Source organism: Streptomyces cadmiisoli (assembly GCF_003261055.1).
Classification (GTDB): Bacteria; Actinomycetota; Actinomycetes; order Streptomycetales; family Streptomycetaceae; genus Streptomyces; species Streptomyces cadmiisoli.
On record NZ_CP030073.1, the window covers coordinates 4,946,362 to 4,972,821 of the forward strand.

Here is a 26,460-nt window from a genome sequence, read left to right on the forward strand (position 1 = left end):
GCGCCCACTACTCTGGAGTGGTGACTATTCGCCTGTACGACACCAGCGCCCGGCAGATCCGTGACTTCATCCCGCTCACGCCGGGTTGCGTCTCGATCTACCTCTGTGGCGCCACCGTGCAGGCGGCCCCGCACATCGGGCACATCCGGTCGGGCCTCAACTTCGACATCCTGCGCCGGTGGCTCGACCACCGGGGCTACGAGGTGACGTTCATCCGCAACGTCACCGACATCGACGACAAGATCATCAGGAAGGGCGCCGAGCAGAACCGCCCCTGGTGGTCCATCGGCTACGAGAACGAGCGCGCGTTCGACGACGGTTACCGCGCGCTCGGCTGCCTGCCCCCGACGTACGAGCCGCGTGCCACCGGTCACATCACCGAGATGATCGAGATGATGCGCGGCCTCATCGAGCGCGGACACGCCTACGAGGCCCACGGCAACGTCTACTTCGACGTGCGGTCGCTGCCGGGGTACCTGTCGCTGTCCAACCAGGACCTCGACGACCTGCGCCAGCCCTCCGAGGAGGGCGAGACCGGGAAGCGGGACCCGCGGGACTTCGCGATGTGGAAGGCGGCCAAGCCCGGCGAGCCGAGCTGGGAGACGCCGTGGGGCCGGGGGCGGCCGGGCTGGCACCTGGAGTGCTCGGCCATGGCCCACAAGTACCTCGGCCGGGAGTTCGACATCCACGGCGGCGGCATCGACCTGATCTTCCCGCACCACGAGAACGAGATCGCCCAGGCCCACGGCTTCGGCGACGCCTTCGCGCGGTACTGGGTGCACAACGCCTGGGTCACCATGAGCGGCGAGAAGATGTCCAAGTCGCTCGGCAACTCGGTCCTGGTCAGCGAGATGGTCAAGCAGTGGCGCCCGATCGTGCTGCGCTACTACCTGGGCACCCCGCACTACCGCTCGATGATCGAGTACAGCGAGGAGGCCCTGCGCGAGGCCGAGTCGGCGTTCGCCCGGATCGAGGGATTCGTGCAGCGCGTCGTCGAACTCGCCGGCGGACCGGTCGAGCCGGCCGCCGAGGTGCCGCCGTCCTTCGCCGAGGCGATGGACGACGACCTGGGCGTTCCGCAGGCGCTCGCCGTCGTGCACAACGCGGTCCGCCAGGGCAACAGCGCGCTGGCCGCCGACGACAAGGAGACGGCCGTCGCGCGCCTCGCCGAGGTCCGCGCCATGCTGGGCGTCCTCGGCCTGGACCCGCTGGACGAGCACTGGGCCGGTGAGGGCGGCGACCGCAGCGAGGATCTGCACGGCGTCGTCGACAGCCTCGTACGGCTGGTGCTGGACCAGCGCGAGGCGGCCCGCGGCCGCAAGGACTGGGCCACCGCGGACGCCATCCGGGACCAGCTCAACCAGTCGGGCCTCGCCATCGAGGACAGCCCGCAGGGGCCGCGCTGGAGCCTCGGGCGGCGCTGAGCCCCGCCCGATCACCGGTGATCGACTGTGCCGCCCGGCCCCCCGGGCGGCACACTGCATAGACGTACGTACTTCACCCGACACACAGACAGGTAGGTCATGGCCGCGAACAACCGCCGCATGTCCGGCAAGAAGGGCGCGCAGGTCGGCAGCGGCGGCAAGCGGCGCCGGGCCCTGGAGGGCAAGGGGCCCACGCCCCCCGCCGAGATGCGCAAGGGCCACGTCAAGCAGCGGGCCGCCGCGGCGAAGACCCGCCGCGCGCAGGGCCGTCCGCCGCAGCGCCGCGGCGGCAAGGCGCCGTCGGAACTGGTCGTCGGGCGCAACCCGGTCGTCGAGGCGCTGCGCGAGGGCGTGCCCGCGAGCACCCTCTACGTCCAGCAGTTCATCGACAGCGACGAGCGGGTGCGCGAGGCGCTCCAGCTCGCCGCCGAGCGCGGTGGCATCAACCTCATGGAGGCGCCCCGCCCCGAGCTGGACCGGATGACCAACGGGCTGAACCACCAGGGCCTGGTCCTCCAGGTGCCGCCCTACGAGTACGCCCACCCGGAAGACCTCGCCGACGCCGCCGCGGACGACGGCGAGGACCCGCTGATCGTCGCCCTCGACGGGGTGACCGACCCCCGCAACCTCGGCGCGGTCGTGCGCTCCGTCACCGCGTTCGGCGGGCACGGTGTCGTGGTGCCCGAGCGGCGCGCGGCCGGGATGACCGCCGGCGCCTGGAAGACCTCCGCGGGCACGGCCGCCCGTACGCCGGTCGCGCGGGCCACCAACCTCACGCGCGCGCTGGAGGCGTACAAGAAGGCCGGGATCGTCGTGGTCGGGCTCGCCGCCGACGGGGACGTCGAACTCGGTGAGCTGGAGGCGCTCGGCGGCCCGGTCGCCATCGTCGTCGGCAGCGAGGGCAAGGGCCTGTCCCGGCTCGTCGGGGAGACCTGCGACTACCGGGTGCGGATCCCGATGCCGGGCGGTGCGGAGTCGCTCAACGCCGGTGTGGCGGCGGGGATCGTGCTGTACGAGGCGGCCCGCCGGCGGTCCTGAACGGCTGTTCGCCTCCGTCACCCACTCGGGGTGTTCCGGGCTGTCCGGGCAAGCTTGACGCGGTCCGGACAGATCCGGCGAGTCGGGGCAGTGTCCTAAACAGACGTCACTCGGTTAGATGAGTGTGGACACCAGAACACCCCGCACACCCACGGGGGACCGTTCGTCTGGATTCGACGACGCTCCCGCGCTGAGCATGGTGAAGGTGCCGAGCGATCCGGCGCAGATCATCGTCAGTCACGCGAGTTTCCGCGTGCAGCTGGGCGCCTCCTCGCGGCGCGCCCAATCCCCGCGGATCGCCGGGCACTTGAGCGTCACCGAGGAGGCCCGCCCACCGGTCGTCGGCACGTCGGGCAGGGCGCCCCGGACAGCGGGATCCGCCCGCCGCCGCCCCGTCGTCTGGAGCGGCAGGTCCGCCCCGGACGACACCGGCGCCCACCGCCTGCTCCAGGCCGTGCGCGGTGCGGGCGTCCGCCATCCGGACGACGTCGCCGCCGACGCCGGCGCCACCCAGGTCCTCCCGCGCATCGACGTCGACGGCGGATACGGCGGCGGCCGCTACGGCGGGTCCGTCGACCACGACGCCTACGGCGACCTGGAGCAGACCGTCGAGACGCCCGTGGTCGGTGCCCAGCGCACCCCGGGCGACGGTGAGACCCGTCTGCTGCCGCACATGCGCAGCGTCGGCAGCGCGTACGACGAACCAGCCCGCCCGGGCGAGCACTTCGACGGTTACGACCGCTACGACCGCTACGACGACTACGACCGCTACGACGACTACGACGACCAGGACGACCCGGACGACGGCGAGGACGACGTCGTCGTGACCCGGGGCCGCCGCCACGCCGACGATCCCGCCCGGCACGCGTACTATCCCGGCCGCCGGATGAACCTCGGCGTCGTCCTGCTCCCGCTGCGCCTCTTCCTCGGCTCGCTCTCCGTCTACGCGGGCATGAGCAAGCTGTGCGACCCCGTCTACTTCGACGGCGGCGAACGCGGCTCGATGGTCAAGTGGCTGAACACCCTGCACCCCTGGGAGGCCGCCGAGCCGCTGCGCCAGTTCGCGCTCCAGCACCCCGTCGGCTCCGGCCTCGTGATCGCCTTCGCCCAGGTCATCGTGGGCGTCCTGACGGTGCTGGGCTGCTGGCAGCGGGTCGCCGCGGTCGGCGGCGCGCTGCTCTCCGCGGCGCTCCTGGTCACCGTCAGCTGGAAGAGCGTCCCGGTCTACGAGACCCCCGACATCATCTTCCTCGCCGCCTGGTCCCCGCTGATCATCGCCGGGGCACCCGTCTACTCCGCCGACGGCCGGCTCTCCGCGCTCGCCTGGCGCCGGCTCGGACCGCGGTCCGACATCTGGGAACTGCGCCGGTACGTCCTGCGGCGCGGCGCCCTCGTCACCGCCGTGGTCACCGGGCTCACCCTGCTGATCGGCTCCCTGCTCGGCGGCGCCGTGCGCGACGCGGACCGGGTGGTCGTCCCCGGGCCCGGCGAGGCCCCCCGCAACGAACTGCCGGGCTCCCCGCTGCCGTCGCGGCCCGGCGGCCACGCGGAGAGCGGCACGCCGTCGGCGGGCGCCTCCTCGCCCACGCAGGGCGCCACCACCGCCTCGCCCACGGCGGGTGCGGTGTCGACGCCCGGTGCCGACCGCGACGCCGGTGCCGCCACGGGCGGCTCGCCGAGCCAGACCCAGGGCACCGTGGGCCAGGTCCCGCCGCAGCAGACCGCTCCGGCAGAGCAGGCGCCGAGCACCAGCGCGGGCCCGACGGCGGGCACCTCCGCCGGCGGCACGGACTCCTCGGGCGGTTCCGGCTCCGGCGGCTCGTCCGGCGGGGGCTCCTCGTCCGGCGGCCAGCCCGGACTGGTGGGCGGACTGCTGGGCTAGCCTCACGGCGGTCGTACGACGACGGGGTCCCGCACGGTGTGTGCGGGACCCCGTCGTCCGTCCGTCGTCCGGTGTCAACGCCCCAGCGCGGACAGCTCCTTCGCCGCTTCCCTCAGGTCCTTCGCGGTGTCGATGGCACGCCAGTAGGCGCCCTGCGGGATGGGGAAGCCGGCCAGGCGGAGTTCGCGGGCCAGGTGCGGGAAGGTGGTGCGCTCGTGGTCGCCGCGCTCGGGGAGCAGGCCGGCGAACTCGGGGGAGAAGACGTAGACGCCCGCGTTGATCTCGTACGTCGTGGGCGGGGCCTCGATGAAGTCGGTGATGTGCCCGAAGCCGTCCGTCTGCACCGCGCCCCACGGGATGCGCGGGCGGGCCAGGGCGAGCGTCGCCACGGCGTCCCGCTCGGTGTGGAAGTCCGCCATGTCGCGCAGCGAGAAGCGGGTCCAGATGTCGCCGTTGGTGGCGTACCAGGGGCGGTCGGGGTGGGGGAGGTGCGCGGCGGCGTACTTCAGGCCTCCGCCGCGGCCCAGGGGCTCCGTCTCGACGACGGTGGTGACCTCCACCGGCAGGTCGGCGGAGTCCAGCCATTCCTCGAGCACCTCGGCGAGGTGGCCGCAGCTGACCACGACGTCGGTCACACCCTCTTCGGCGAGCCAGGCCAGCTGATGACCGATGATCGGCGTCCCCGTGCCGGGGATCTCGACCATCGGCTTGGGCCGGTCGTCGGTGTAGGGACGCAGCCGGGAACCCTGGCCGCCGGCCAGAATGACGGCCTGCACGGGGCGGGACACGGCGATCGGATCAGTCATGCCCGGCACTGTACGCGGGCGTGGTGGCGGGGCGGCGGGGGACCTCGGGCGGAGCGTGCCGCCGCGAGGGACCGGGGTGAGGGCGCGGGATGAGCGCGTCGGATGAGCGCGCGAGGTGAGGGCGCGGGGTGAGCGCGCGAGGTGAGGGCCGGGGCCGGTCGGGAACCGGCCCCGTGCGAAACCGCCGCGTCGGCCGGAGGCCGTCGGGTCGGGTCGGGCCCGCCCCGGACCGGGTGGTCGGGGCGGCCGTGGTCGGGTGTGCTGCGGGGTCAGCCGTGCGCCGCCAGGACGCCCGAGGCGAACGCGGTGTCGCAGACGGGACGGGCGTAGGACTGGGCCCGGGTCGGTCCGTAGATGCGGACCGCGGCGCGTCCCAGGGCTCGGGCGATGGACGCGCAGTGCCTGGCGAGCGCGGGGCGCTCGTCGACGGCCTGCTGGAGGTGCGTGAGCGCGATGCCCGGGTTCTGCTCCTGGAGCTCGGTCATGAGGCGGTCGCGCAGCACGTCGTGCGGGGCGCGTGGGGCGGTGCGGGACCTGCTGTCGGCGATCGAGACGTCCGAGGCGGTGAGCACCGAGCTCTCGGGGGTTCCCGACCAGTTGACCCGCGTGACCGCGAGCGTCCCGGAGAGCACCAGGACGACCGGCAGAACGAGGGCGAGAGAGCGGCCGATCCGGCGGGCGGGGCCCTGGCCGCGTCGCGATTGTTGGGTGGTGGAGTGCTTCACGCGAGTGAGGGTAGCGCCCGGTAATGATTTGGCGACATTTGGTCACCGGTACGAGGGACGAAGAGAGGCTTCTCGCGGGGCGCGAGGTTGACGCACGCTGCTCGAAATGAACCGATATGCCGGGGTATTTGTCGACAACGAAAAAGGCCCCGCGGCAGGCCGCGGAGCCTTTTTTCGTCAACCTGGGTGAATTACCCGGGATGGGAGTTTGTGCGTCAGTCGGTGAGGCGCTCGCCCGTGGAGGTCGAGAACACGTGGGTCTCGCCCGCCCGCGGCACGACGTGCAGTCGCGCGCCCTTCTCCGGCACCTGGCGGCCGTTCACCCGGACAACCAGGTCCTTCTGCTCGCCGCTGACCTCGGCGGTGCCGTAGACGTAGCCGTCGGCGCCGAGCTCCTCGACCACGTTGACGGAGACCGCGAGACCGGCCGGGGCGTCCTCGGAGTCCTTCGACAGCGAGGCGGCGGCGGCGCCGTCGTGCTCGACCACGTCGAAGTGCTCGGGGCGGACACCCACGGTGACGGTGCGGTCGCCCTTGTCGGCGGCGGCCTTCAGCGCGTCACGGTTGACCGGGACGACGCTGTTGCCGAACTTCACACCGCCGTCGGTGATCGGGACCTCGACCAGGTTCATCGCCGGGGAGCCGATGAAGCCGGCCACGAAGAGGTTCGCCGGGCGGTCGTACATGTTGCGCGGCGAGTCGACCTGCTGGAGCAGGCCGTCCTTCAGCACGGCCACGCGGTCGCCCATCGTCATGGCCTCGACCTGGTCGTGGGTGACGTAGACCGTGGTGATCCCGAGGCGGCGCTGGAGCGACGCGATCTGCGTACGGGTGGAGACGCGGAGCTTGGCGTCCAGGTTGGACAGCGGCTCGTCCATGAGGAACACCTGCGGCTCGCGCACGATGGCGCGGCCCATGGCGACACGCTGGCGCTGACCGCCGGAGAGCGCCTTCGGCTTGCGGTCCAGGTACTCGGTGAGGTCGAGGATCTTCGCGGCCTCCTCGACCTTCTGCCGGATCTCCGCCTTGTTGACGCCGGCGATCTTGAGCGCGAAGCCCATGTTGTCGGCGACGGTCATGTGCGGGTAGAGCGCGTAGTTCTGGAACACCATGGCGATGTCCCGGTCCTTCGGCGGCAGGTGCGTGACGTCGCGGTCGCCGATGCGGATCGAACCGGCGTTGACGTCCTCCAGGCCGGCGAGCATCCGCAGAGAGGTGGACTTGCCGCAACCGGACGGGCCGACCAGGACGAGGAACTCCCCGTCCTCGATCTCGATGTCGAGGGCGTCGACGGCGGGCTTGGTGGAACCCGGGTAGATACGGGTCGCCTTGTCGAACGAAACAGTGGCCATGGTGAATGAGCCCCTTCTACCGGCAGGAACGTGCCGGACGATCCGTTGTAGGAAGGAAGTGGTGTAGTCCACCGGAGTGAACTGATTCAGGACCGTACCTGGCGTTCACGTGTTCTGTCATTACTTCCGGGGCTGTGAACTTCGCGGAAATTTTCGACAGGGCCCGGCCGGGACCTGGGTACACTGCACGAGCACGTGCGTCACGCGCGCGTGCAGGCCTCCTTAGCTCAGCTGGTCAGAGCGCCGCTCTTGTAAAGCGAAGGTCGTCGGTTCGAATCCGACAGGGGGCTCCGCCGAGCGCGGGTTTCGGGCCGACTGTGCCGGTGACCCGCGCTTTCCGCTGCCAGGCCCCACCTCGCGCCCGTACTCTGGTCGGCACCATCAGGGAACCGCGCCGGCTGTCTGGAGGTCACGGGGTGAAGGGGCGCAGTCCGGAACGGGTCCGCAACGAGCTGGTCGTCTCCATCGTGGACGCCCTCCAGGGTTCGGCCACCGTGAACCAGGCGAGCAGTCGTGAGATCTGGCGGGAGATGCTCTCCGACGAGCTGTCCTCGCCCGTGGAGCCGTTCAGCGGGGACCGGCTGCGGCCCTGGCTGCTCCAGATCGTCAAGGCGTGCACCGGCGTCGGCGACGGGCCGGCCTGTCTGGTGCGGTCGCTGGAGTACGTGGAACAGCAGTCGGCGACGGTCTCCGCGCTGTGGCCGCTGGTGGACGAATGGGAGGCCGTCGACTTCTTCGGCAACGCCGATCTTCGTCCGTTACGGCCCGTGCTGCTGTCGCTGAGATCGGCCGACCTGGCGACCATGGCACGCCGCGCGAGCCGGTCCCGGGTGCAGGAACTGCCCCCGTGGTGCCAGACCGGCTGGCAGGTCTTCCTGCGGCTGTCGGGGGAGAACTCCCCGAACGGCGAGCTTCCGCCCAGCATGGCCTTCCTCGCCCTGTGTGCCGACCGCCTGGTGTCGGACAGCCGGGCCGACGCCGCCGAGGTGCTGCGCCGCTTCACCCGCAACCAGGCCCACACGCTCGGGCTGGACGGCGTACTGGCCGACTGGCAGCACTCGGAGTTCCCGCAGCCCGCGCCCTCGCTCGTCCCCGCCTATCTGATGCTCCAGTTCGAACCGGACCGGGTCGAGGCGGACCGCTTCTATCTGTCGCACTGGCGCCAGTCCGACCCGGAGGGCTGGCACCCCGTGCGCGGCGAGACCGTCCATCTGCACCGGGACGAGCTGTCCGGCGCGGTGGAGAAGCTGATCGAGGACGTCGAGGAGCGCTGGGCGGATCTGCGGCAGCCGGTCATCCTGGAGTTCATCCTGCCCTGGGAGCTGCTCAACGAGCCCGTCGAGTGGTGGTCGAAGGAGTCCGACTCCCCCTCGCCCACCCCGCTGGCCCTCGACTACCCGGTCGTCGTGCGCAGCCTGGAGCGCCTGCAGCGCGCCTCGTGGCACCGGCCCTGGCACCACAAGTGGCGCCAGCTCAGGGAGCGCCCCGCGGACAGCCACCCGCACTGGAGCCGCCCCGGGCAGGACGACACGTACTTCTTCCATCTGGAGCGTGAGCTGAAGGAGGACCGGTACGCCGTGTGCCTGGTGCTCAGCGAGCCGCCCGGCGGCGACTCGGGCACCGGCCGGCGGGAGGTCCTGGCCGGGCTGAGGGCGGGCGTGCCCGCGATGGTCTGGCACCGCAACGACTGCTCCGACCCGTCCTTCCAGGACGCCATAGGCGAGATATTGCAGGACCGGGGGCTGGGCAGCCTGGCCGAGCGGGTCGGCAAGTGGCGCAAAGAGGCCCTTGCGCTCGGCCCCGACGCCTGGGACCAGCACGTGGGCCGGCACCTGGCCATCCTGCTCGACGACCCCGAGCGCAAGCCGGGTCCGTCCGGGCCGGTGTAGCGGTCATGGCCCCGCGGACCGGGACGTGGGCCCGACGGCCGACCGGCGAGCGGTCCGCGGCACGGGCCGGGCCCCTGCGCCGGTCACCGGATTGCCGATCACCGGCGGACGGAGCATTCGCGACGGGCTTGCGCGGGGGCTTGACGGGGTGTCACGCTGGTGGTCAGGACAGCCTCTACGGGCGTCCTGCGGACTCGACACCACCGGGGGCGCGTTCCCGCCGGCCGCCTTCTGATCCCTCTTGTCATCCCCCTGGTGGACACCCGTCTTGCACCGCACGCAGAGCACTGCCAGGCTGGGCAACGTGGATGTCACGCATGCCCGCGGACTGCGGGACTCCTCTCCGATCCCCCCTCGGCAGCCGGGCAGCACGGGACGCCCCGAGGGCGCTCATGCGGCGTGACGGCCCACGACCACTGCCGGGCACGGCGTCTGACGCGCTGTCAGAGGCCGGGATCCTGCATGCTCTGAGCGGATGGGACGCGGAGTCCCCGGCCGACCGCCCGGCCGTCCTGCTCGTCGTGGACGACCATGTGACCATGCGCGTCTGGCAGGAGACGATCGCCCGGCTGGCCGACGGACTGTCCCGTCAAGAAGGCCTGGGGCAGGTCGCCGTCGTACGGCTGCTGAGTTCCGACGACACCGTGCCGACCCGGGTCCGGCTGGACCGGCTGCCCCCGAACGACGCCCGGAAGCGGCTGGCGCTGGTACTGACCGACGGACTCGCCGCGGGCTGGCGCGCGGGTGCCGTACTGCCGCTGCTGCGCGAACTCGGCCGTTCGGAGCCGCTGGCCGTACTGCAGCTGCTGCCGCAGCGGCTGTGGTTCCGCACCGGCCCGGACGTGCACCGCATGCGGCTGAGCGCCGAGCACGCCTGGGCGCCGAACGACTCCCTGCGCTGGGAGTTGCGCACCTCTCCCCTCGAACCCGTCGACGACGCCGCCGCCCGGACGGACGTGGTGCCGGTCCCGGTCCTGGAGCCGACCGAGCGCTCCCTGTCCGGCTGGGTCGACCTGGTGGCCGGGCGGGTGGCCGGGTGGACGGAGATGTCCGGCGTACGGGCGGGCGACTGGAAGCGGCGGCCGGACGCCGCACGGGCGGTGCCCTGGGTCGACGACGTCCCCGACCCCGACAGCGCCGTGCCCGCCCGGGAACGCGTCTCGGAGTTCCGCGCCGCCGCCTCGCCCACCGCCTTCGCGCTGGCCACCCGGCTCGCGGCGGCCCCGTTGACGCTGCCGGTGATGTCGGCGGTGACCGCGTCGGTCCCCGGCGCCGGGCCGGCCCATCTGTCCGAACTGCTGATGAGCGGCCTGGTGCGGCCCGCGACCGGAGAGGCCGAGCGCGCCGCCGGCGTGGCCTTCACCTTCGGCCCGGACAACCGCCAGGAGTTACTCGCGCTGTCCCGGCGCCGGGACACCGTACGGGTGCTGCACGACGTACGGACACTGATCTCACCGGAGGACGCCGAGCGGGTCCGGCCGGGTGACGAGGACCCGCTCGAAACGACTCGCGTCCCACCGGTGACCACACACAACGTGCCCTTCCTGCGCGTCGAACTCGCCGCGCTGCGCGCACTGTCCGGGCGCTTTTTGCCCAGAGCCGACCACCTCGCCCGCGCCCTGCGCGGCTACGACCGGCGCAACACCGTCTCCTTGCGCAAGGGTCCCGGAACAACTTCAGAAAGGGTCACACCCATGTCCACCACGCAGCAGCAGCCCGCGGTGGAGAGCGGGCGTTCGACGCAGCCACGCATCTGGGGCAACATCCCGCCTCGCAACCCGAACTTCACCGGCCGCGTGGACCTCCTCGAACGGCTGAGCGTGCGGCTGCTGGAGGGCACGACGACCGTGCTGCCCGAGGCCATCCACGGCATGGGCGGCGTGGGCAAGACCCAGCTGGCCATCGAGTACGCCTATCGGCACCAGTCCGAGTACGACATCGTGTGGTGGATCCCCGCCGAGCGTCCCGGCCAGATCGGCCAGGCCCTGGTCGAACTCGCCCAGCGGCTCGGCCTGGTCACCAGCGCCGAGGCCAACATCGCCGGGCCCGCGGTGCGCGAGGCGCTGCGGGAGGGGCGGCCGTACTCCCGCTGGCTGCTGATCTTCGACAACGCCGACAGCCCCGAGCGGGTGCGCGACTACTTCCCCACCGGGGGCAGCGGCACCATCCTCGTCACCTCCCGCAACCGCCGCTGGAGCGTGGTGGGCCCCTCGCTGGAGGTCGACGTCTTCACCCGCGAGGAGAGCAAGGAACTGCTGCGCCGCTCGGGTCCCGACGACCTCGACGACGCCGAGGCGGACCGCCTCGCCGACGCCCTCGGCGACCTCCCGCTCGCCCTGGAACAGGCCGCGGCCTGGCGGGCGGAGACCGGCATGCCCGTCTCGGAGTACCTGCGACTCTTCGAGCACAAGCGCAACGAACTGCTCGAGGTCTCCCCGCCCCCGGACTACCAGTTGCCGGTCGCCGCCGCGTGGAACGTCTCCCTCGACCACCTGGAGACCCGCAGCCTCACGGCCCTGCGCCTGCTCCAGCTCTGCTCTTACTTCGCGCCGGACCCGATCTCCCGCTCCATCTTCTCCGGCCTCGGCGGCAGCAGCATCGACCCCGAACTCGACCGGGCCCTCAACGATCCGATGCGCCTCGCGCGCGCCATAAGGGAGATCAACCGCTACTCCCTGGCGCGCATAGACCACCGGACCAACTCGATCGAAATGCACCGGCTGGTCCAGGCCGTGCTCGTCCATCGCATGACTCCCGAGGAACAGAACCGCATGCGCAACGGTGCCCATACGCTCTTGGCCGCGGCGGACCCGAAGGGCCCCAGCCAGGCTGCCAACTGGCCCCGGTACGCCGAGTTGTACGGGCACGTGATCGCCTCGAACGCCATCGAGTCCGACCAGCCCTGGGTTCGCGAACTCGTCATGAACGTCGCCAAGTACCTCTGGTACTGGGGCGACCACGAGGTCGCCCGCGACTTCTCGGAGCAGGCCTGGGAGACCTGGCGGGGGCTGTTCGGCGAGGAGGACCAGCAGACCCGCCTCCTGGCCTGGTGGCTCGGCTTCATCTATCTGCGGACGGGCCGTCACGACAACGCCGCCCGGGTCGTGGCTGGACTCAGGGACGTGTACATCCGCACCGCGCCGCCGGACCGGGAGGACACCCGGGAGGACGCGCTGGTGGCGCTGAACCTCGAAGCCGCGGTACGACGCGTCGAGGGAGACTTCGCCGCCGGCGCGGAAGTGGACGAAATGGCCTACGACCGGGCCCGGCGCGCCTTCGGTGACGACGACCCGACCACTCTGGTCACCGCTCACAACCTCGGGGTGAGTCTGCGGCTGGTCGGCGAGTTCCAGCGCGCACTGGAACTGGACCGGCGCACGCACGCGCTGAAGACGCAGCTGTTCGGCCGGGATCACCAGCAGTCGCTGGTGACCGAGGCCAGCGTCGCCGTCGACGCGCGCGAGGCCGGTGACTACGTCGGCGCGCGGTCACTGCAACAAGCCGTCGTCGACGGCCACCGGGAGATGTTCGGGCCGAACAACCCGGCGACGTTGCAGACCGTGCGCCAGCTGAGCGAGGCATGCCGCAAGGAGGGCGACCGAGCGGCCGCCCTGGAAATGGCGCGCGACGCGTTCAACCAGATCACGCGCCGTTACGGCGACACGCATCCCGACGCCATCACGGCTGCCCTCGCCCTGTCCGTGGCCCTGCGGCACAACGGGGAACTGGAGGCGGCCCGGGAGCGCGGCGAGAAGGCGTGCGAACGGTTCCGCCGGATCTTCCGCCCCGATCATCCCCACCCCGTGGCCGCGGACGTCGATCTCGCCGTTACGCTGCGCCTGCTGGGGCAGGTGGAGGAGGCCCGGCGGCTCGACGAGGCGGCCTATGAGTCGCTGAGCGGCCGGCTGGGAGAGAGCCATCCCATCGCACTGGCCTGTTCCATCAACCTGGCGAGCGACCTGAGCGCGCTGGGACAGGTGCGGGAGGCCCAGGAAATCGGTGAGAGGACCGTTGCCCTCTGCCGGGCACGGCTGGGTGAGGACCACCCCACCACGCTGGTGGGTGCGGCCAACCTGGCGCTGGACCTCATCGCCGTGGGCTCGGAGGCGGAGGGTGAGGCGCTCCACGCCGACGTGCTGGAACGCATGGAACGCATCCTGGACGCTCCCCGGCTGCGCTCCGCCGAGTCGGCGCCGCACCCCGCGACGGTGGAGGCACGGGCGCGGGCGAGGGCCAACTGCGACATCGACCCGATGCCGCTGTGAGGTGAACCGAGGCTTACGCCGGGGACGACGACCCGAGCCAGGCGGCCAGATGGATGGGGTCCGGTGCTCGGCCGACCGCTCGTGACACAGCCGCGTGCACGGCCCGCGCCCGCTCCGGTGTCTCGCACAGGAGCCGGGCGGCGGTCGGCTCGATGCCCGTCAGCGCGAGTGCCCGGCCCAAGCCCGCCCAGGTGTCGGCGCGATTCGGCTCCACGGTGAGGTGGGCTACGTAGGCGTCGCAGGCCGTCAAGGCGTCGCCCGCGATCAGCAACGAGTCGGCAGGCAGGGCTCCGTTCACCCTGGTGGCTGCCTTCTCGGGCTCGTCCGACCACGGACGGTCCTCGTTCGCGTCGCTGAGGCGGTGGCGGACGAGCATCGCGAGACTGTCCAGCCAACGGGCGTAGGGGTTGGGCACAACTGCGGGCGCTGCCGTCAGCGAGGCAGGCGGCTCGCTCGCACCGGCCGACCACGCGCGCGCGGCTTCGTCGACCGCCGGGGCGGGAGGCCTGAGATGGTGGGCCCTCCAGCGGGCCACGTGGTCGTCGGCACACAGTCGGGCCAGGGCCGTCTGTTCCTCGGGAACCTGCTCTTGCAGCCACTTCGCGCAGCGCTCGCGCAGTGTGTCCAGCAAGGCGGTGCCGTGCTGTGTGAAGCGCGGATGGCGGTGGACCTGGTTCATGGCCACTCCCACCTGGGCCCGCCACAGCGCGAACTCGAAGTGCGCGACGGCGCTGTCGGCACCGGCGCTCCAGCGACGGGCACGCCAGAATCCGGTTATGCCCATGAACGCGTAAATGCCCTGGAGAAGGCCTTCGAGCGGCCGGGGGTCGTCCCGCCAGGGCGCGTACCACAGTACTTTGCCGTCCTCGTGCGCGCCGGGTGCCAGCAAGGGTGTCAGGTGCAGCAGTCCGCCCAGTTTGGTGTGCTGGAACTCGTGCACGAGGGTGGCGGCGAGCTGGACGGCGTCGTCCGGCTCGGAGGCCTCGATGCCGCCGAAGGCGTCCCCTGCGCTCACACTGCGCGGCCGGAACCTTTCGCCTGCCGGTGTCGGCGTCAGCGATAACACCCCGCGGCGCATGGCCCCGGCTGTCTCGGGCTGTTCCCGCAGCAGCAACTGCCAGGCCTCCTCCAGCATCCGCCGCCACTGGGCTGCGGCCTCATCCGACAGCGGGCGTGGCTCGGTCGGCTGCGGATACGTGCGGTACGGGTCCACGTCGTCCAGGGCCACGTCCAGCCGTTGGTCGGCCGGGCCGACCGCGAGCCGGCGCATCGGATGCCAGCCGGGGCCCGGCGAGCCGAGGGGAAGCGGAACGGCTATCGAAGCCCCAGGTGCTTCCACGACGGCCCGTCCGCCCGCGGCCCGTACGGTGGCGGTCGACCACGGCTCGGTGGCGGGCACCATTGCGCAGCCGAGGGTCGGCAGCGGCACCCGGCCGTGGCGTACGGGAACGTCGATGGCGAAGTCCAGCTCCGCGCGTAGCGCGGCCGTGGCGGCCAGGGCGGAGATATGGCCGAGGACCACGGACAGCGGCGGATCGTCCTGCGGGAGTGTCCCGCGCAGCCGGCGTAGCGCGGTGGTCAGCCACATGCCCGTCTGCGGATACATGAGCAGATCGTCGACGACGCGCGGGGCGCGGCGCTGCGCCGCGCTGAGCAGGTCCCATGCGGGGCCGAGTTCCGTGGCGTCGTCGAGCATACGCAGGAGCAGCAGACGGCGGCTCCGTTCGCCGTCGAGCAGGAGGCCGAGTGTGGCCGGGCCCCCCTCACCGCGCACCAGTTCGGCGACGCTCTCGGGTGGAAGATGATGACGAGGCAACGACGGCTCGGCGTTCATGGGCGAGCTGCCTCGGCGGTGTCAGTCGAAGCGCTGAGGTGGGTTGACTCCGGCGACGCTGGCCAACTGGTGGTCGAGTGCCGGCAGCAGTTCCTGCAACGAAGTGGCGAGAACTCGACCGTCCATGGAGCGCAACGTTTCAAGAGATACCCCCGCGAGGTCGACCAGACTGGACTCGACGGCGGCCACAGACGGCTCCATGACGCCCAATCCCCTTCCCCCGGACTTCGTTGCGGATGCTGGCGGCTCACATCCTCCTGATAATGACCCGGCGCACGGACGATGAAACCCCGAGTCGCTTCGGTGACGCGATATCAAGTCATCGCCCCCTGTCGGCTCCGCGGTGGCGCCGGGACAGTTCCACCGCCTCGTCGTCCATGCGGGCCACCCCGGCGGAGTCGCCCTCCATCAACCGTATCGCCTCGATGAGTTGGTCCAGGGTTCCGCGGTAGCGCAGGCAGGTGCGCAGGATGCCGAAGACGTCCGGGCGCAGTGCCGGTGAGCGGGGGCTCATGGCGGCGATCACCGGGTCGATGCTGCCGAGGACCAGGGCCAGGGTGGTGCGGTCGCTCACCGTGGGCAGGGCGGTCAACGCGCCCACCAGACCGTCGAGTTCGCGCAGCGGGAGATTGTCCGGGAGGTGCGCGAGGCTCCCGGGGGCGGTGCGGCCGGTGCGGCCGGTGGGGTCGGCCGGGGTCAGGTCCGCGGCCGTCGCGGGCAGTCCGGCGTGCCGCTGGAGCAGCGCCAGGTCCGTGCGCGGCAGCAGGTCGTACCAGCGGTCCACGCGCACGGCGGCGAGGCGGCCCAGGCCGTCCGTGCGGTGGTGGGCGCTGACCAGCCCGACCAGCGTGCCGTCGTGCCAGACGGCGGCACCGGACATGCCCTCCCAGGGTGAGCGGTCCGGCTCCGGGTCCGCCGAGGGCGGGCCCACGGCCAGTTCGAGGGTGCCCTCGCGGCGGTTGGAGAGCACCGAGATCATGCCGGTGGCGTGGCAGGAGTCGCGGTACTGGGAGGGCGAGCCGTCGTCCAGCCGCCGCATCCGGTCCTCGCGCAGCTTGAACCGCGGGAAGCCCAGCGCGCTGCACGGCAGCAGGTCGTCGGTGTCGGGAACGGCGCCGTACGCGGGCGGCCCGGCCGGGACCGCGTGGACGCCGGGCGGTACGGGGCCGGTGATCTCCAGGAGGGCCACGTCGGCCTTCTCGGAGGCGAGGACGACGCGGGCCGCGGCGGTCCACTCGTCGGCGCGGTCGGCCTCGAACCGTACGCGCACCTCGTCGGGCGGCGGTCCGCCGGTGCGGACGACGTGCGCGGCGGTCAGGACGAAGGCCGGGCCGACCCGGTAGCCGGAACCGCGACGACCGCGGGCCGGATCAGGACCGGCCGCTCGCACCAGCACCTCCGCGGCCCGGACCGGGTCCAGCCCGCGGCGGGCCCCCGCCCGCGGCATTCCGCTCAGCGCTCGCCCTCGGCCTCGTCACCGCCCACCCACGGCGCGCGTCCGCCGCCGCTGCGGGTGCGCGGATCGAGGGTCAGTCTCACGCGGTGGGTGACGCTGTCCGCCAATCGGCCGTCCGTGCTGGTGTCCACGACCCAGAAGCGGACCTTCCCGCCGGCCGTCGCGGACCGCTCCACGACGACGGTCGCCTCCAGTTCCACGGGGCCGACCTCGAAGTACAGGTCCTCCCCCTGCGCGGTGGTGCGGGCCGCGTTCAGCTCGCGGCGCAACTCCGCTATCAGCTCGGCGAGTTCAATCACGTCCGGTGCTTACCCGGACCGCTCCTTCTTCACTCGATCCGGGTGGATTCCGCCTTCCCGGGCGTGGGGGGCGCCGAGGATCCATTAGGGTCATGCAGCGACCTGAAAGTGTCGAAACCGTAGGACAGCGGCATATATCAGGCATTGTTCGCAATCACTTCACTTCCACGGTCATGGGGACGGCGTCATGGAGAAGTCCGGAGTCGAATCGGAGCTGATCGACCTCAGCGGCGTCCCGTTGGACCTCTGGCCGGCCCTCGACCTGCCGTCCGCCGAGCGCTCGATGCGGCGTCTGCTCAGCCGTATCGACGACCCGGCCGGCAGCCTCGGCGGCTACAACCCGCAGCGCGACGAATAGGCCCCCGCATGTACCAGACGGCGCGACCCCACGTCCTGCCACCTCAGTCGTTCGACGAACTGCTCGGCGGCGGGGGAGGACCGGCGACGGTGGGCGCGTTGCGCGCCGGGGAACGCAGCTGGCGACTGCTGGTCGTCCGCGCGCTGCTCGACGCGGCGGCGACGGAACCCACCGGGCCGCTGCCCCCGTTGACCGCCGGCTGGCGGCTGCTCGCGCGGGCCCGGTCGGTGGCCGAGCCCGAGGTGGAGCGGCTGCTGACGTACCCGGCGGTCGGCATGTGGGCCGCTCACACACTGCGCCGGCTGCGGGGCACGGCCGACGACGAGGCGCCGCTGTGGGTGGAGACGGGGTACCTGCACGCTCTCGCCGCGAGCGCGGCGGTCCGCGCGGGCCTGGAGTTCCGTACCGCCGTCCCGGTACGGCACGGCTGGGCCGTGCTGCCCGCGCTCGGCGCCATGCGGGTGCCCGACGGGCCGGACTGGGGCGCCGCGGAGGTGTCCGCCTCGGGCGGCGATCGCGAGGTGCGGGTGGCGGGCCGCCGCCTGGGCGGACCCGACTGGCACGCGCTGACGGAGCTGCGCGCCGACGGGTGCACGCTGCTGCTGGACGACACCGACCCCTACCGCACGCTGCGCAGGCCCGTGGTGCCCGAGCCGGTCGACGGCACGGACGAGTGGCAGGAGCTGTTCCGGTCGGCCTGGGAGGTCCTGACCGCCACCGGCCGGGAGGAGGCGCGGGCCCTGGCCGACGGGCTGGTGTCCGTGGTGCCCCGGCCCCGTTCGGAGCGGTTCCGGCCGCGCAGCGCCTCCTCCGGCGACGCGTTCGGCACGGCGCTGGCTTCGGTCCCCGACGACGGCGAGCAGTTCGCCTCGACGCTGGTGCACGAGTTCCAGCACAACAAACTCAGCGCGTTCATGCACCTGTTCACCCTGTACGGCGACGACGGCGCCCGCCTGTACTACGCCCCCTGGCGGGACGACCCCCGTCCGCTCGGCGGGCTGCTCCAAGGGGTGTACGCCTTCTTCGGGGTGACGTCCTTCTGGCGGCGGCGCGACCATCCGCTCGGGCGGTTCGAGTTCGCGCTGTGGCGCGCCCAGACGGCGCACGCGCTGGACGTCGTCGGCCACTCGGACGGGCTCACCGAGCTGGGCCGGCGGCTGGTCGCCGGGCTCGCGGAACAGCTGCGGCCGTGGCTCGCGGAACCCGTGGACAGGCGGATCGGCGCGCTGGCCGACCTGGTGGTCGCGGACCATCGCGCCACCTGGCGGGCGTACCACCTGCGTCCCGATCCGGACGTGGTCCGTGCGCTCGCGGCGAAGTGGCAGGAGGGGCGCAGCGGCGCCGGCCGGGCCGCGGGTCCGTCCCGGACGGCCGCGCACGACGCGGCGCCCGTCCCGGGGAAGCCGGTGCGCGCCTTCGACACGCGGGCGGTGCTGGCGAGGTGGCTGCTCGCGGACCGGGCGGGGTTCGAGGAGCTGCGCGACGAGCCCGGGGCGACGGTGGCCGGCGCGCGACCCGAGGACCTCGATCTCGTCACGGGCCGTACCGCCGAGGCGCTCGACGCCTATTGGGCGCTCGTCGCCCGTGGTGAGGGCACCCCCGAGAACTGGGTGGGGCTGGGACTCGCCGCCCGGGCCGAGGGCGACCCCGCCGGTGACGGGCTGCTCGCCCACCCGGAGCTGGCCGCGGCGCTGTACGCCGAACTGGACGGCCGCGCCGACCCCTTGGAACTGGGCCGCAGACTGACGGCCCCCGGCCTCGGCTGACCACCGCCACGACGAGCGCGCCGGCCGAGGCGGGCACCACCGGGCGGGCGGCCGGGGCGGCAGGTCAGGTGCGCAGGCGGCGGGCGATCTCCAGTTGGGTGGCCTCCAGGGGGCGGCCGTCCGCCAGCTCCCACAGGCAGTTCTGGAGCACACGGCCCAGCGTCCAGGCGCGGGCCCGCGCCCGGTCCAGCGCCAGAACTTCGGTCATCGCGTCGAAACGGCGCACGATGTTGTCGGCGTCGAAGCGGTTGTCGAGGGCCGGGCACAGGTCGAAGCCCGGGTCGCCCGCGAGGGGTTTGGGGTCGATGGCCAGCCAGGGGGCGCGGTCGGAGGCGAGGACGTTCTCGTAGTGGAGGTCCCAGTGCAGGAGCCGGTCGCCCGGTTCGTCGACGACCTCCCGGACCGCCGCCGCGCAGTCGGCGACCAGCCGGCGGTCGTCCGGGTCCGGGATGCGCGGCAGCTCCCGCGGCGCCTGTTCCAGCATGGCCCGCGCGATGTCGCCGAGCCGCCGCATGCCCGGCGGCGCCTGGAGGGAGGTCAGATCGGCGAGCAGACCGGCGATGACCCGGACGGCCTCGTCGATGTCCGCGAGGTCGGACAGCGTCCGGCCGTGGTCGAGGCGTTCGAGGAGCATCGTGCCGGTCGCGACGTCGTGGTCGAGCAGGCGGACCGCACCGTCACCGGCCCAGACCCGCAGCGCGACCGGCTCGCCCTCGCTCTCCTCGTCGAGCAGTTGCAGCTTCAGCACCGCCGGGGTGCCGTCGGCCCGCAGCACCGGCAGCACCAGGGCGCACCACCCGTGCATGGCGGCGCCGTCCAGGCGCAGCTCCCACCGGTCCAGGAAGGCGGCCGCGAGCCGGGGCAGCCCGGCGACGAAACTCCGGCCCGCCTCGCCGTTGCACTTCGCCTGCGACGCCGCCAACGCTTCCGGAATCTCGATCACACCGGCGACCCTAGGGGCCCGCGCGCACCGGCTCATCCGGATTTCCGTACGGGCCGGAGCACGAAATCCGAAGGAGACAGGGGCAGCGTCCAGGGGTTAACGTCCTCGGCCATGAGCAGCGCGCCACTCAGTGTCGTGAACGGCGGGGTCTCCTTCTGGTACGCCCGCGAAGGCCTGCCCGCCCCGAGGGAACCGCTGTCCGGTGACGCGTCGGCCGACGTGGTGATCGTCGGCGGCGGGTACACCGGGCTGTGGACGGCGTACCACCTGAAGAAGGCGGCCCCCTCCCTGCGGATCACCGTCCTGGAGCAGAAGTTCTGCGGCTACGGCGCGTCCGGCCGCAACGGCGGCTGGCTCTACAACGGCATCGCGGGCCGCGACCGGTACGCGAAACTGCACGGCCGCGACGCCGCCGTACGCCTCCAGCGGGCCATGAACGACACCGTCGACGAGGTGATCAGGGCCGCCGCCGAGGAAGACATCGACGCGGACATCCACAAGGGCGGCGTCCTGGAGGTCGCGCGCACACCCGCCCAGTCGGCCCGGCTGAAGGCCTTCCACGAGCGGGAGCTGTCCTACGGGGAGAAGGACCGCGAGCTGTACGGCGCCCGTGAGGCGGCCGAGCGGATCAGGGTGGCCGGCGCGGTGGGCGCGTCCTGGACGCCGCACGGCGCCCGCATCCATCCCGTGAAGCTGGTGACGGGCCTCGCGCGGGCGGTGGCCGCGCTCGGTGTGACCGTCCACGAGTCGACGCCGGTGACGGAGATCCGCCCTCAGCGGGCCGTCACCCCGTACGGCACCGTCCGGGCGCCCTACGTCCTGCGCTGCACCGAGGGCTTCACGGCGGCGCTGAGAAGCGAGCGGCGGACCTGGCTGCCGATGAACTCGTCGATGATCGCGACCGAGCCGCTGACCGAGGAGCAGTGGGCGTCGGTCGGCTGGGAGGGCCGCGAGACGCTCGGCGACATGGCGCACGCGTACATGTACGCGCAGCGCACCGCCGACGGCCGGATCGCACTGGGCGGCCGGGGCGTGCCGTACCGCTTCGGCTCGCGCACCGACAACGACGGCCGCACCCGGCCCGCCACGATCGGGGCGCTGCGCGAGGTGCTGGTGCGGTTCTTCCCGGCCCTGGCGGGCGTGCGGGTCGAGCACGCCTGGTCGGGGGTGCTCGGTGTGCCGCGGGACTGGTGCGCGACGGTGACCCTGGACCGGTCGACCGGGCTCGGCTGGGCCGGCGGATACGTCGGCTCGGGGGTGGCCACCGCCAACCTCGCCGCCCGCACCCTGCGTGACCTGGTCCGGCTGGACTCCGGGCAGGCGGGGCGGACGGACCTGACGGAGCTGCCCTGGGTCGGCCACCGGGTGCGCAAGTGGGAGCCGGAACCGCTGCGCTGGCTGGGTGTGCACGCGCTGTACGCCACCTACCGCGCCGCCGACCGCCGCGAGGCCACCTCTCCCGACGCCCGCTCGTCCCGGCTGGCGCGGGCGGCGGACCGGGTGGCGGGGCGGCACTGACCGCTGCGTCCGGGGCGCCGCCGGGTCCCGGACCGACGTCCGTTCAGGCGACCGACTCCGGCACCGGCTCGGGCACGGTGACCTTGTGCTTCGGGGCCCTGGCCGTGACCAGCAGGGCCGCCACCAGGGCGGCCATGAGTGTGACGGCGGCGGCGCACCAGATGGCGACGGCGTAGCCGTGCACGATGGCCTCACGGGTGACCTCCGCCCGTCCCACCGGGTCGGTGAGGTGGCTGCCGACGTAGGCGGCGCTGCTGGTGGTCGCGACGGTGTTGAGCAGGGCGGTGCCGATGGAACCGCCCATCTGCTGCGAGGTGTTGACGGCGGCCGAGGCGACGCCCGCGTCCTGGGGTGCCACGCCCGCCGTCGCCGTGGAGAAGACCGGCATCAAGGTCAGGCCCATGCCGAGGCCCATCAGGATCTGCGCCGGCAGGATGTCGGACACGTACTCCGAGTGCACGGTGATCTGCGTGAGGATCAGCATGCCGGAGGCGGCCAGGACCATGCCGGGCGCCATCAGCAGACGCGGCGGCAGATGCTGGAGCAGGCGGGCCGCGATCTGGGTGGAGCCGATCAGGATCGACGCGGTGAGCGGCAGGAAGGCCAGGCCCGTGCGCACGGGGGAGTAGCCGAGGACGACCTGCAGGTAGTACGTCATGAACAGGTACAGGCCGAACATGCCGGTGACCGCCAGCATCATCGTCAGGAAACAGCCCGCTCGGTTGCGGTCCTTGACGATGTGCAGGGGGAGCAGCGGCGCGGGAGCCCTGGTCTGCCACCACACGAACGCGGTCAGCAGGACCGCGCCGCCCGCGAACAGGCCGAGCACCAGCGGGTCGGACCAGCCGAGGGACTCCACCTCGCTCAGGCCGTCGACGATCGCGACGAGGCCGCCGCAGCCCAGCAGCACGCCGAGCACGTCGAGGCGGGCGCCCGCGTTGCCGGGCCGGTTCTCCAGCAGGACGAACGCGCCCACGACCGTGACGATCGCGATGGGGACGTTGACGTACAGGCACCAGCGCCAGTTCAGGTACTCGGTGAGCAGCCCGCCGACGATGAAGCCGATCGCGGAGCCGCTCGCGGCCAGGGTGCCGTAGATGCTGAACGCCCTGCCGCGCTCCCGGGGGTCGGTGAACGTGGTGGTGAGCAGGCTCAGCGCGGACGGGGCGAGGAGCGCGGCGAACACGCCCTGGAGGGCGCGGGCGGCGAACAGCGTGCCCGCGCCGACGGCCGCGCCGCCGAACGCGGAGGCCGCGGCGAAGCCCGCCAGCCCGATGACGAAGGTGCGTCTGCGGCCGACCAGATCGGCGACGCGGCCGCCGAGCAGCAGCAGACCGCCGAAGGCCAGGGTGTAGGAGGTGATGACCCATTGGCGGTTGCCGTCGGACATGCCGAGGTCGCGCTGTGCGGACGGGAGCGCGATGTTCACGATGGTGGCGTCGAGGACGACCATCAGCTGCGCAAGGGCGATCACCATCAGCCCCCACCAGCGGCGGGGGTCGGGGTTCACGGAAGCGGTGGCATCGCCCGTCCCGAGGGCACTCATCCCGCCAGAAGATCATGAATCGGGACGTATTGCATCCGGGCGTCCGGAGGTTCGCCGGGTCACGGCTCCAGAACCACCTTGCCGGTCGTGCCGCGTTCCTCCAGGGCCCGGTGCGCGGCCGCCGCCTCGGCGAGCGGGAAGCGGTGCACCGCCGGGACCAGCCGGCCCGCCGCCGCCTCGGCGAGGGCGCGCAGTTCGAGGGTGCGCACGGGACGGGGGCCGCCCGCCTTCTCCAGCATCACCGGGCCGAGGACCTGTTCGGTGACGCCCTCGACGATCAGCGGCTCACCCCCGTGGATGCCCTCGGCCGACCAGCCGAACACGATGTGGCTGCCGCCCGGCGCGAGCAGTCCGACCGCGGTGCGGGCGATGTCGCCGCCGACACCGTCGTAGACGACCGTCACCTCGCCCCGGTACGCGGCGACCTTCTCCGGCCATGCCGGGTCCCGGTAGTCGACGGCGAGGTCCGCGCCGTTCGCGGCGACCCGTTCCGTCTTCTCCGGGCCGCCCGCCAGGCCGACGACCGTGGCGCCGGCGTTCTTGGCGTACTGCACCAGCAGGGTGCCGATGCCGCCCGCCGCCGCCGGGACCACGACCACGTCGTCCGGGCCCGGTTCGGCGAACTGCACGATGCCCATGGTGGTGCGGCCCGTACCGATCATGGCGACGGCCTGCGCGAAGTCGAGGCCGCCCGGGATCTCGTGGAGGCGGTCGGCGTCCGTGACGGCGAGTTCGGCGTAGCCGCCGGGGACGAAGCCCAGATGGGCGACCACCCGCTTGCCGAGCCAGGCCTCGTCCGTGCCCTCGCCGAGGGCGTCGACGACCCCGGCGACCTCGCGGCCGGGCACGGTCGGCAGCGTCGGGGCGGGGCCGGGCCCCGGGTGGCCCGCCCGGATCGCGGTGTCGAGGAGGTGGACGCCGGACGCGGCGACGGCGATGCGGACCTGGCCGGGGGCCGGTGCCGGATCCTCGGTCTCTTCCAGGGTGAGGTTCTCGGCCGGGCCGAAGGTGTGGAGGCGGATGGCGCGCATGAGGGTCCCCCGATGTGGGTCGTGGACGGCGGTGGCTACGCGGTGCCGGGTGCCGGACGGTTACCGGACGGCGGCTTCCGCGCCGACCCACACTCTTCGACCTCAAGCATGCTTGAGGTCAAGCGGGTTGCGGCCGTGCTGCCCCAGCGCCAGCGACACCGCCGTCAGCGCGCTGGTGAAGGACACCTCCGACAGCACGCCCGGCGCCGCGACCTGGTCCCCCGCCAGGTACACACCGTCGCCGCGGTCCACGGCGGGCCGGTCCCGCCAGGTGGTGCCGGGCAGGTCCACGGCTCCGGTACGGCCGTCGGCCACCGACTCGCGCCGCCAGGTGACGCGCTCGCGCCAGCCGGCGAAGCCGAGGTCGAGGAGCTGCTCGGCGCGGGCGACGCCGTCGGCCCGGGACTCGTGCGGGGCGATGGGGATCTGTCCCTGGATCAGCTGCTCGCCGGCCGGGGCGAGCGTGCGGTCCTGGGCGGTGAAGCGTTCGAGCCAGCCGGGGGCGTCCAGGTCGGACACCGCGAAGACGTCGCCGCGCCGGGTGCGGACCGCGAGGTCGATGAGGGCGGTACGGCCGCTCGGCCAGGTCAGTGAGTCGTCGCCGAGCAGCCGGCGGGCGGCGGCGAGGGAGGTGGCGACGACGACCGGGGTGTCGGTGGGCAGGGTGTGGACGCGGGCCACGGTCTCGATCCGGACGCCCAGGTTCCAGGCGCGGCCGGCCATACGGTCGATCACGCTCGCCCAGCCGCCGCGCGGGTAGTGCGCCTCGGGCGGCAGCCTGGTGGCGCGGCGCAGCCGCTCCTGTACGAACGCGGCGGACAGGGCGCCCGGATCGTGGTGGAACAGGGCGACGGCGACGTAGTGCGCGGCGGCCCGTGCGGCCTCCTCGCCGGCCCGCTCGGTGGCCCAGCTGAGGAAGTCGGTGTCGACGGGCGCCTGCCGGGCGCCGCGGCGCAGCAGCTTGAGCAGAGCGAACGGCGGGGTGCGGCGCAGGACGCCGTGATGGCGCAGGCGCAGCCGGGCGGCCTCCAGGGGCGGGAGCGGCGCGAGCGGGCCGATGAGGTCCCGCCGCTTCAGCCAGGCCCAGTGCGGGCCGCCGTTGTAGAGGGCGTGCGGGCCCTCGTTCGTGCGGTACGGGCCCTCGTCGGTCCGGGCCCGCCCACCGAGGGTGTGGTGGGCCTCGTACACGGTGACCTTGGCGCCCGCCTCGGCGGCGCTGATGGCCGCGGTGAGGCCGGCGAAGCCGCCGCCGATGACGGTGATGCGGTGCATGACTGGGGTCTCCCTCTGCTCGGGTCGCCTCTTTCACGACGAGGACGGATCGAGGGGGCTCGGATGTGACATCGGGGCGCGGGGCGTGGGGTGCGGGGCGTGGGGCGTGGGGCGCTGGCGGTTGTCGGCCGGTTGTCGGGCCGGGCGCACGTGGGCGGTCGCGGGTCGGTCGGTGGTCGGCTGTCGGTGGTCGGTGCGGTCGTCTGTCGCCGGTGGTCCGGCCGCCTTTGCGCTGGTCCGGGCGCCGTGGGCCGGCTGTCAGTGGTGGGGTGCAGCATGGGGGCATGGCGAGGACGGGAAACGGTGGGACGGGTGGGAACGGTGCGAACGGCGGGCCGGCAGGTGGTGCCCGGCTGCGCCCGGCGCGGCGCCCGGAGTTGCGGCTGCCGGCGCTGGAGCCGTACGACGGGGCCGAGTTGGAGCCGGACGGGGACTACGACGGGCTGGAGTTCCGGGACGTGGACGTCGCCGGGCAGGACGGCGGCGGCGCCCGCTTCATGGACTGCGCGCTGACCGGCTGCGGACTGGACGGCACGCGGCTGCACCGTGCCCGCTTCCTGGACACGCGGCTGACCGCGCCGCGCGGGGTCGGCACCGACCTCGCCGAGTCCACCCTGCGCGACGTGGAGGTGGTCGACGCCCGCCTGGGCGGTGTCCAGCTGCACGGCGCCGTCCTGGAACGGGTCGTCGTGCGCGGCGGCAAGATCGACTATCTGAATCTGCGCCGGGCCCGGCTGAAGGATGTCGTCTTCGAGGGCTGCGTCCTGGTCGAGCCGGACTTCGGGGGCGCGGAGCTGACCCGGGTCGAGTTCGTCGACTGCGCGCTCAGAGGCGCCGACCTCACCGCGGCGACCCTCCGGGACGTGGATCTGCGCGGGGCGGCCCCGCTGGAGATCGCGCGGGGTGTCGACCGGCTGTCGGGAGCGGTGATCAGCACGGGGCAACTGCTCGATCTGGCGCCGGTGCTGGCGGCGGAGGCGGGCATCCGCGTCGAGGGCTGACGGACCGCTCCGCCCGGGCCCCGGCAGGAGTCACCGGCGGGGCGGCAGTTCGCCT

General features: G+C 73.0%; 20 protein-coding genes and 1 tRNA gene. 10 read left to right on the forward strand and 11 right to left on the reverse strand.

Annotated elements, in window-relative coordinates; genetic code table 11:
• Positions 1 to 20 precede the first annotated feature (20 nt).
• The 3 genes from cysS to DN051_RS21510 all read left to right on the forward strand — a co-directional run bounded on the left by cysS (position 21) and on the right by DN051_RS21510 (position 4,344).
• Positions 21 to 1,424 (forward strand): cysteine--tRNA ligase, encoded by a 1,404-nt coding sequence (gene cysS, locus DN051_RS21500; protein WP_053759723.1) that lies wholly within the window; start codon positions 21 to 23, stop codon positions 1,422 to 1,424.
• A gap of 99 nt (positions 1,425 to 1,523) precedes the next feature.
• Positions 1,524 to 2,462: a 23S rRNA (guanosine(2251)-2'-O)-methyltransferase RlmB gene (gene rlmB, locus DN051_RS21505; RefSeq protein ID WP_053759724.1), complete on the forward strand. Its 939-nt coding sequence runs from the start codon at positions 1,524 to 1,526 to the stop codon at positions 2,460 to 2,462.
• Positions 2,463 to 2,580: 118 nt separating this feature from the next.
• Positions 2,581 to 4,344, forward strand: a complete 1,764-nt coding sequence (locus tag DN051_RS21510) for a DoxX family protein (protein ID WP_079001018.1) — start codon at positions 2,581 to 2,583, stop codon at positions 4,342 to 4,344.
• 74 nt (positions 4,345 to 4,418) lie between these two features.
• Here DN051_RS21510 and DN051_RS21515 read toward each other — a convergent pair whose 3' ends face one another.
• The 3 genes from DN051_RS21515 to DN051_RS21525 all read right to left on the reverse strand — a co-directional run bounded on the left by DN051_RS21515 (position 4,419) and on the right by DN051_RS21525 (position 7,227).
• Positions 4,419 to 5,150 (reverse strand): nucleotidyltransferase family protein, encoded by a 732-nt coding sequence (locus tag DN051_RS21515; RefSeq protein ID WP_053759750.1) that lies wholly within the window; start codon positions 5,148 to 5,150, stop codon positions 4,419 to 4,421.
• A 269-nt stretch (positions 5,151 to 5,419) separates the two neighbouring features.
• Positions 5,420 to 5,875 (reverse strand): hypothetical protein, encoded by a 456-nt coding sequence (locus tag DN051_RS21520; protein WP_053759726.1) that lies wholly within the window; start codon positions 5,873 to 5,875, stop codon positions 5,420 to 5,422.
• 215 nt (positions 5,876 to 6,090) lie between these two features.
• Positions 6,091 to 7,227: an ABC transporter ATP-binding protein gene (locus tag DN051_RS21525; protein ID WP_053759727.1), complete on the reverse strand. Its 1,137-nt coding sequence runs from the start codon at positions 7,225 to 7,227 to the stop codon at positions 6,091 to 6,093.
• Positions 7,228 to 7,443: 216 nt separating this feature from the next.
• On the opposite strand from DN051_RS21525, the gene DN051_RS21530 reads away from it, so the two are divergent.
• The 3 genes from DN051_RS21530 (at position 7,444) to fxsT (ending at position 13,381) form a co-directional block, all read left to right on the forward strand.
• A tRNA-Thr gene (locus DN051_RS21530) sits at positions 7,444 to 7,517 on the forward strand.
• Positions 7,518 to 7,643: 126 nt separating this feature from the next.
• Entirely contained in the window at positions 7,644 to 9,116 is a 1,473-nt protein-coding gene (locus DN051_RS21535; protein WP_112439315.1) for a VMAP-C domain-containing protein, read from the forward strand.
• A 392-nt stretch (positions 9,117 to 9,508) separates the two neighbouring features.
• Positions 9,509 to 13,381, forward strand: coding sequence for an FxSxx-COOH system tetratricopeptide repeat protein (gene fxsT / locus DN051_RS21540; RefSeq protein ID WP_112439316.1), 3,873 nt, complete (start codon positions 9,509 to 9,511; stop codon positions 13,379 to 13,381).
• 13 nt (positions 13,382 to 13,394) lie between these two features.
• On the opposite strand, the gene DN051_RS21545 is transcribed toward fxsT, so the two are convergent.
• The 4 genes from DN051_RS21545 to DN051_RS21560 all read right to left on the reverse strand — a co-directional run bounded on the left by DN051_RS21545 (position 13,395) and on the right by DN051_RS21560 (position 16,970).
• Positions 13,395 to 15,215, reverse strand: a complete 1,821-nt coding sequence (locus DN051_RS21545) for an HEXXH motif domain-containing protein (protein WP_112439317.1) — start codon at positions 15,213 to 15,215, stop codon at positions 13,395 to 13,397.
• Between the two features lie 21 nt (positions 15,216 to 15,236).
• Complete coding sequence (locus DN051_RS21550; RefSeq protein WP_162624975.1) at positions 15,237 to 15,404, reverse strand: hypothetical protein; 168 nt, start codon at positions 15,402 to 15,404, stop codon at positions 15,237 to 15,239.
• A 130-nt stretch (positions 15,405 to 15,534) separates the two neighbouring features.
• Complete coding sequence (locus DN051_RS21555) at positions 15,535 to 16,662, reverse strand: effector-associated domain 2-containing protein (protein ID WP_112439319.1); 1,128 nt, start codon at positions 16,660 to 16,662, stop codon at positions 15,535 to 15,537.
• Positions 16,663 to 16,667: 5 nt separating this feature from the next.
• Positions 16,668 to 16,970 carry a trypco2 family protein gene (locus DN051_RS21560; protein WP_199314631.1) on the reverse strand — a complete coding sequence of 101 codons (303 nt, stop codon included), beginning with the start codon at positions 16,968 to 16,970 and terminating at the stop codon, positions 16,668 to 16,670.
• Between the two features lie 187 nt (positions 16,971 to 17,157).
• Here DN051_RS21560 and DN051_RS45140 point away from each other — a divergent pair, with 187 nt between their 5' ends.
• Positions 17,158 to 17,328 carry a hypothetical protein gene (locus tag DN051_RS45140; protein ID WP_159054088.1) on the forward strand — a complete coding sequence of 57 codons (171 nt, stop codon included), beginning with the start codon at positions 17,158 to 17,160 and terminating at the stop codon, positions 17,326 to 17,328.
• 8 nt (positions 17,329 to 17,336) lie between these two features.
• The gene (locus tag DN051_RS21565) at positions 17,337 to 19,094 is read left to right on the forward strand and encodes an HEXXH motif domain-containing protein (protein WP_053759734.1); all 1,758 of its coding nucleotides are present in this window, start codon (positions 17,337 to 17,339) and stop codon (positions 19,092 to 19,094) included.
• 64 nt (positions 19,095 to 19,158) lie between these two features.
• Here DN051_RS21565 and DN051_RS21570 read toward each other — a convergent pair whose 3' ends face one another.
• Positions 19,159 to 20,073 carry an aminoglycoside phosphotransferase family protein gene (locus tag DN051_RS21570; RefSeq protein WP_425471663.1) on the reverse strand — a complete coding sequence of 305 codons (915 nt, stop codon included), beginning with the start codon at positions 20,071 to 20,073 and terminating at the stop codon, positions 19,159 to 19,161.
• Positions 20,074 to 20,148: 75 nt separating this feature from the next.
• Between DN051_RS21570 and DN051_RS21575 the strand changes: the two genes are divergently transcribed.
• Entirely contained in the window at positions 20,149 to 21,555 is a 1,407-nt protein-coding gene (locus DN051_RS21575; protein ID WP_199314632.1) for an NAD(P)/FAD-dependent oxidoreductase, read from the forward strand.
• A 43-nt stretch (positions 21,556 to 21,598) separates the two neighbouring features.
• On the opposite strand, the gene DN051_RS21580 is transcribed toward DN051_RS21575, so the two are convergent.
• From DN051_RS21580 to DN051_RS21590, 3 genes are all read right to left on the reverse strand, one after another.
• Entirely contained in the window at positions 21,599 to 23,101 is a 1,503-nt protein-coding gene (locus DN051_RS21580) for an MFS transporter (RefSeq protein WP_053759737.1), read from the reverse strand.
• 59 nt (positions 23,102 to 23,160) lie between these two features.
• Positions 23,161 to 24,132 (reverse strand): zinc-binding dehydrogenase, encoded by a 972-nt coding sequence (locus DN051_RS21585; protein ID WP_112439320.1) that lies wholly within the window; start codon positions 24,130 to 24,132, stop codon positions 23,161 to 23,163.
• Positions 24,133 to 24,234: 102 nt separating this feature from the next.
• Positions 24,235 to 25,404 carry an NAD(P)-binding protein gene (locus DN051_RS21590; protein WP_053759739.1) on the reverse strand — a complete coding sequence of 390 codons (1,170 nt, stop codon included), beginning with the start codon at positions 25,402 to 25,404 and terminating at the stop codon, positions 24,235 to 24,237.
• Between the two features lie 284 nt (positions 25,405 to 25,688).
• On the opposite strand from DN051_RS21590, the gene DN051_RS21595 reads away from it, so the two are divergent.
• Complete coding sequence (locus DN051_RS21595) at positions 25,689 to 26,405, forward strand: pentapeptide repeat-containing protein (RefSeq protein ID WP_112439321.1); 717 nt, start codon at positions 25,689 to 25,691, stop codon at positions 26,403 to 26,405.
• Positions 26,406 to 26,460 lie beyond the last annotated feature (55 nt).

Coding starts and splice junctions, on each gene's coding strand:
- DN051_RS21585 (WP_112439320.1), bottom strand. CDS start 24,132: ATGCGCGCCATCCGCCTCCACACCTTCGGCCCGGCCGAGAACCTCACC.
- DN051_RS21575 (WP_199314632.1), top strand. CDS start 20,149: ATGAGCAGCGCGCCACTCAGTGTCGTGAACGGCGGGGTCTCCTTCTGG.
- DN051_RS21570 (WP_425471663.1), bottom strand. CDS start 20,073: ATGAGCCGGTGCGCGCGGGCCCCTAGGGTCGCCGGTGTGATCGAGATT.
- DN051_RS21595 (WP_112439321.1), top strand. CDS start 25,689: ATGGCGAGGACGGGAAACGGTGGGACGGGTGGGAACGGTGCGAACGGC.
- DN051_RS21510 (WP_079001018.1), top strand. CDS start 2,581: ATGAGTGTGGACACCAGAACACCCCGCACACCCACGGGGGACCGTTCG.
- DN051_RS21590 (WP_053759739.1), bottom strand. CDS start 25,404: ATGCACCGCATCACCGTCATCGGCGGCGGCTTCGCCGGCCTCACCGCG.
- DN051_RS21525 (WP_053759727.1), bottom strand. CDS start 7,227: ATGGCCACTGTTTCGTTCGACAAGGCGACCCGTATCTACCCGGGTTCC.
- DN051_RS21555 (WP_112439319.1), bottom strand. CDS start 16,662: ATGCCGCGGGCGGGGGCCCGCCGCGGGCTGGACCCGGTCCGGGCCGCG.
- DN051_RS45140 (WP_159054088.1), top strand. CDS start 17,158: ATGGAGAAGTCCGGAGTCGAATCGGAGCTGATCGACCTCAGCGGCGTC.
- rlmB (WP_053759724.1), top strand. CDS start 1,524: ATGGCCGCGAACAACCGCCGCATGTCCGGCAAGAAGGGCGCGCAGGTC.
- DN051_RS21565 (WP_053759734.1), top strand. CDS start 17,337: ATGTACCAGACGGCGCGACCCCACGTCCTGCCACCTCAGTCGTTCGAC.
- DN051_RS21545 (WP_112439317.1), bottom strand. CDS start 15,215: ATGAACGCCGAGCCGTCGTTGCCTCGTCATCATCTTCCACCCGAGAGC.
- DN051_RS21515 (WP_053759750.1), bottom strand. CDS start 5,150: ATGACTGATCCGATCGCCGTGTCCCGCCCCGTGCAGGCCGTCATTCTG.
- DN051_RS21580 (WP_053759737.1), bottom strand. CDS start 23,101: ATGAGTGCCCTCGGGACGGGCGATGCCACCGCTTCCGTGAACCCCGAC.
- fxsT (WP_112439316.1), top strand. CDS start 9,509: ATGCGGCGTGACGGCCCACGACCACTGCCGGGCACGGCGTCTGACGCG.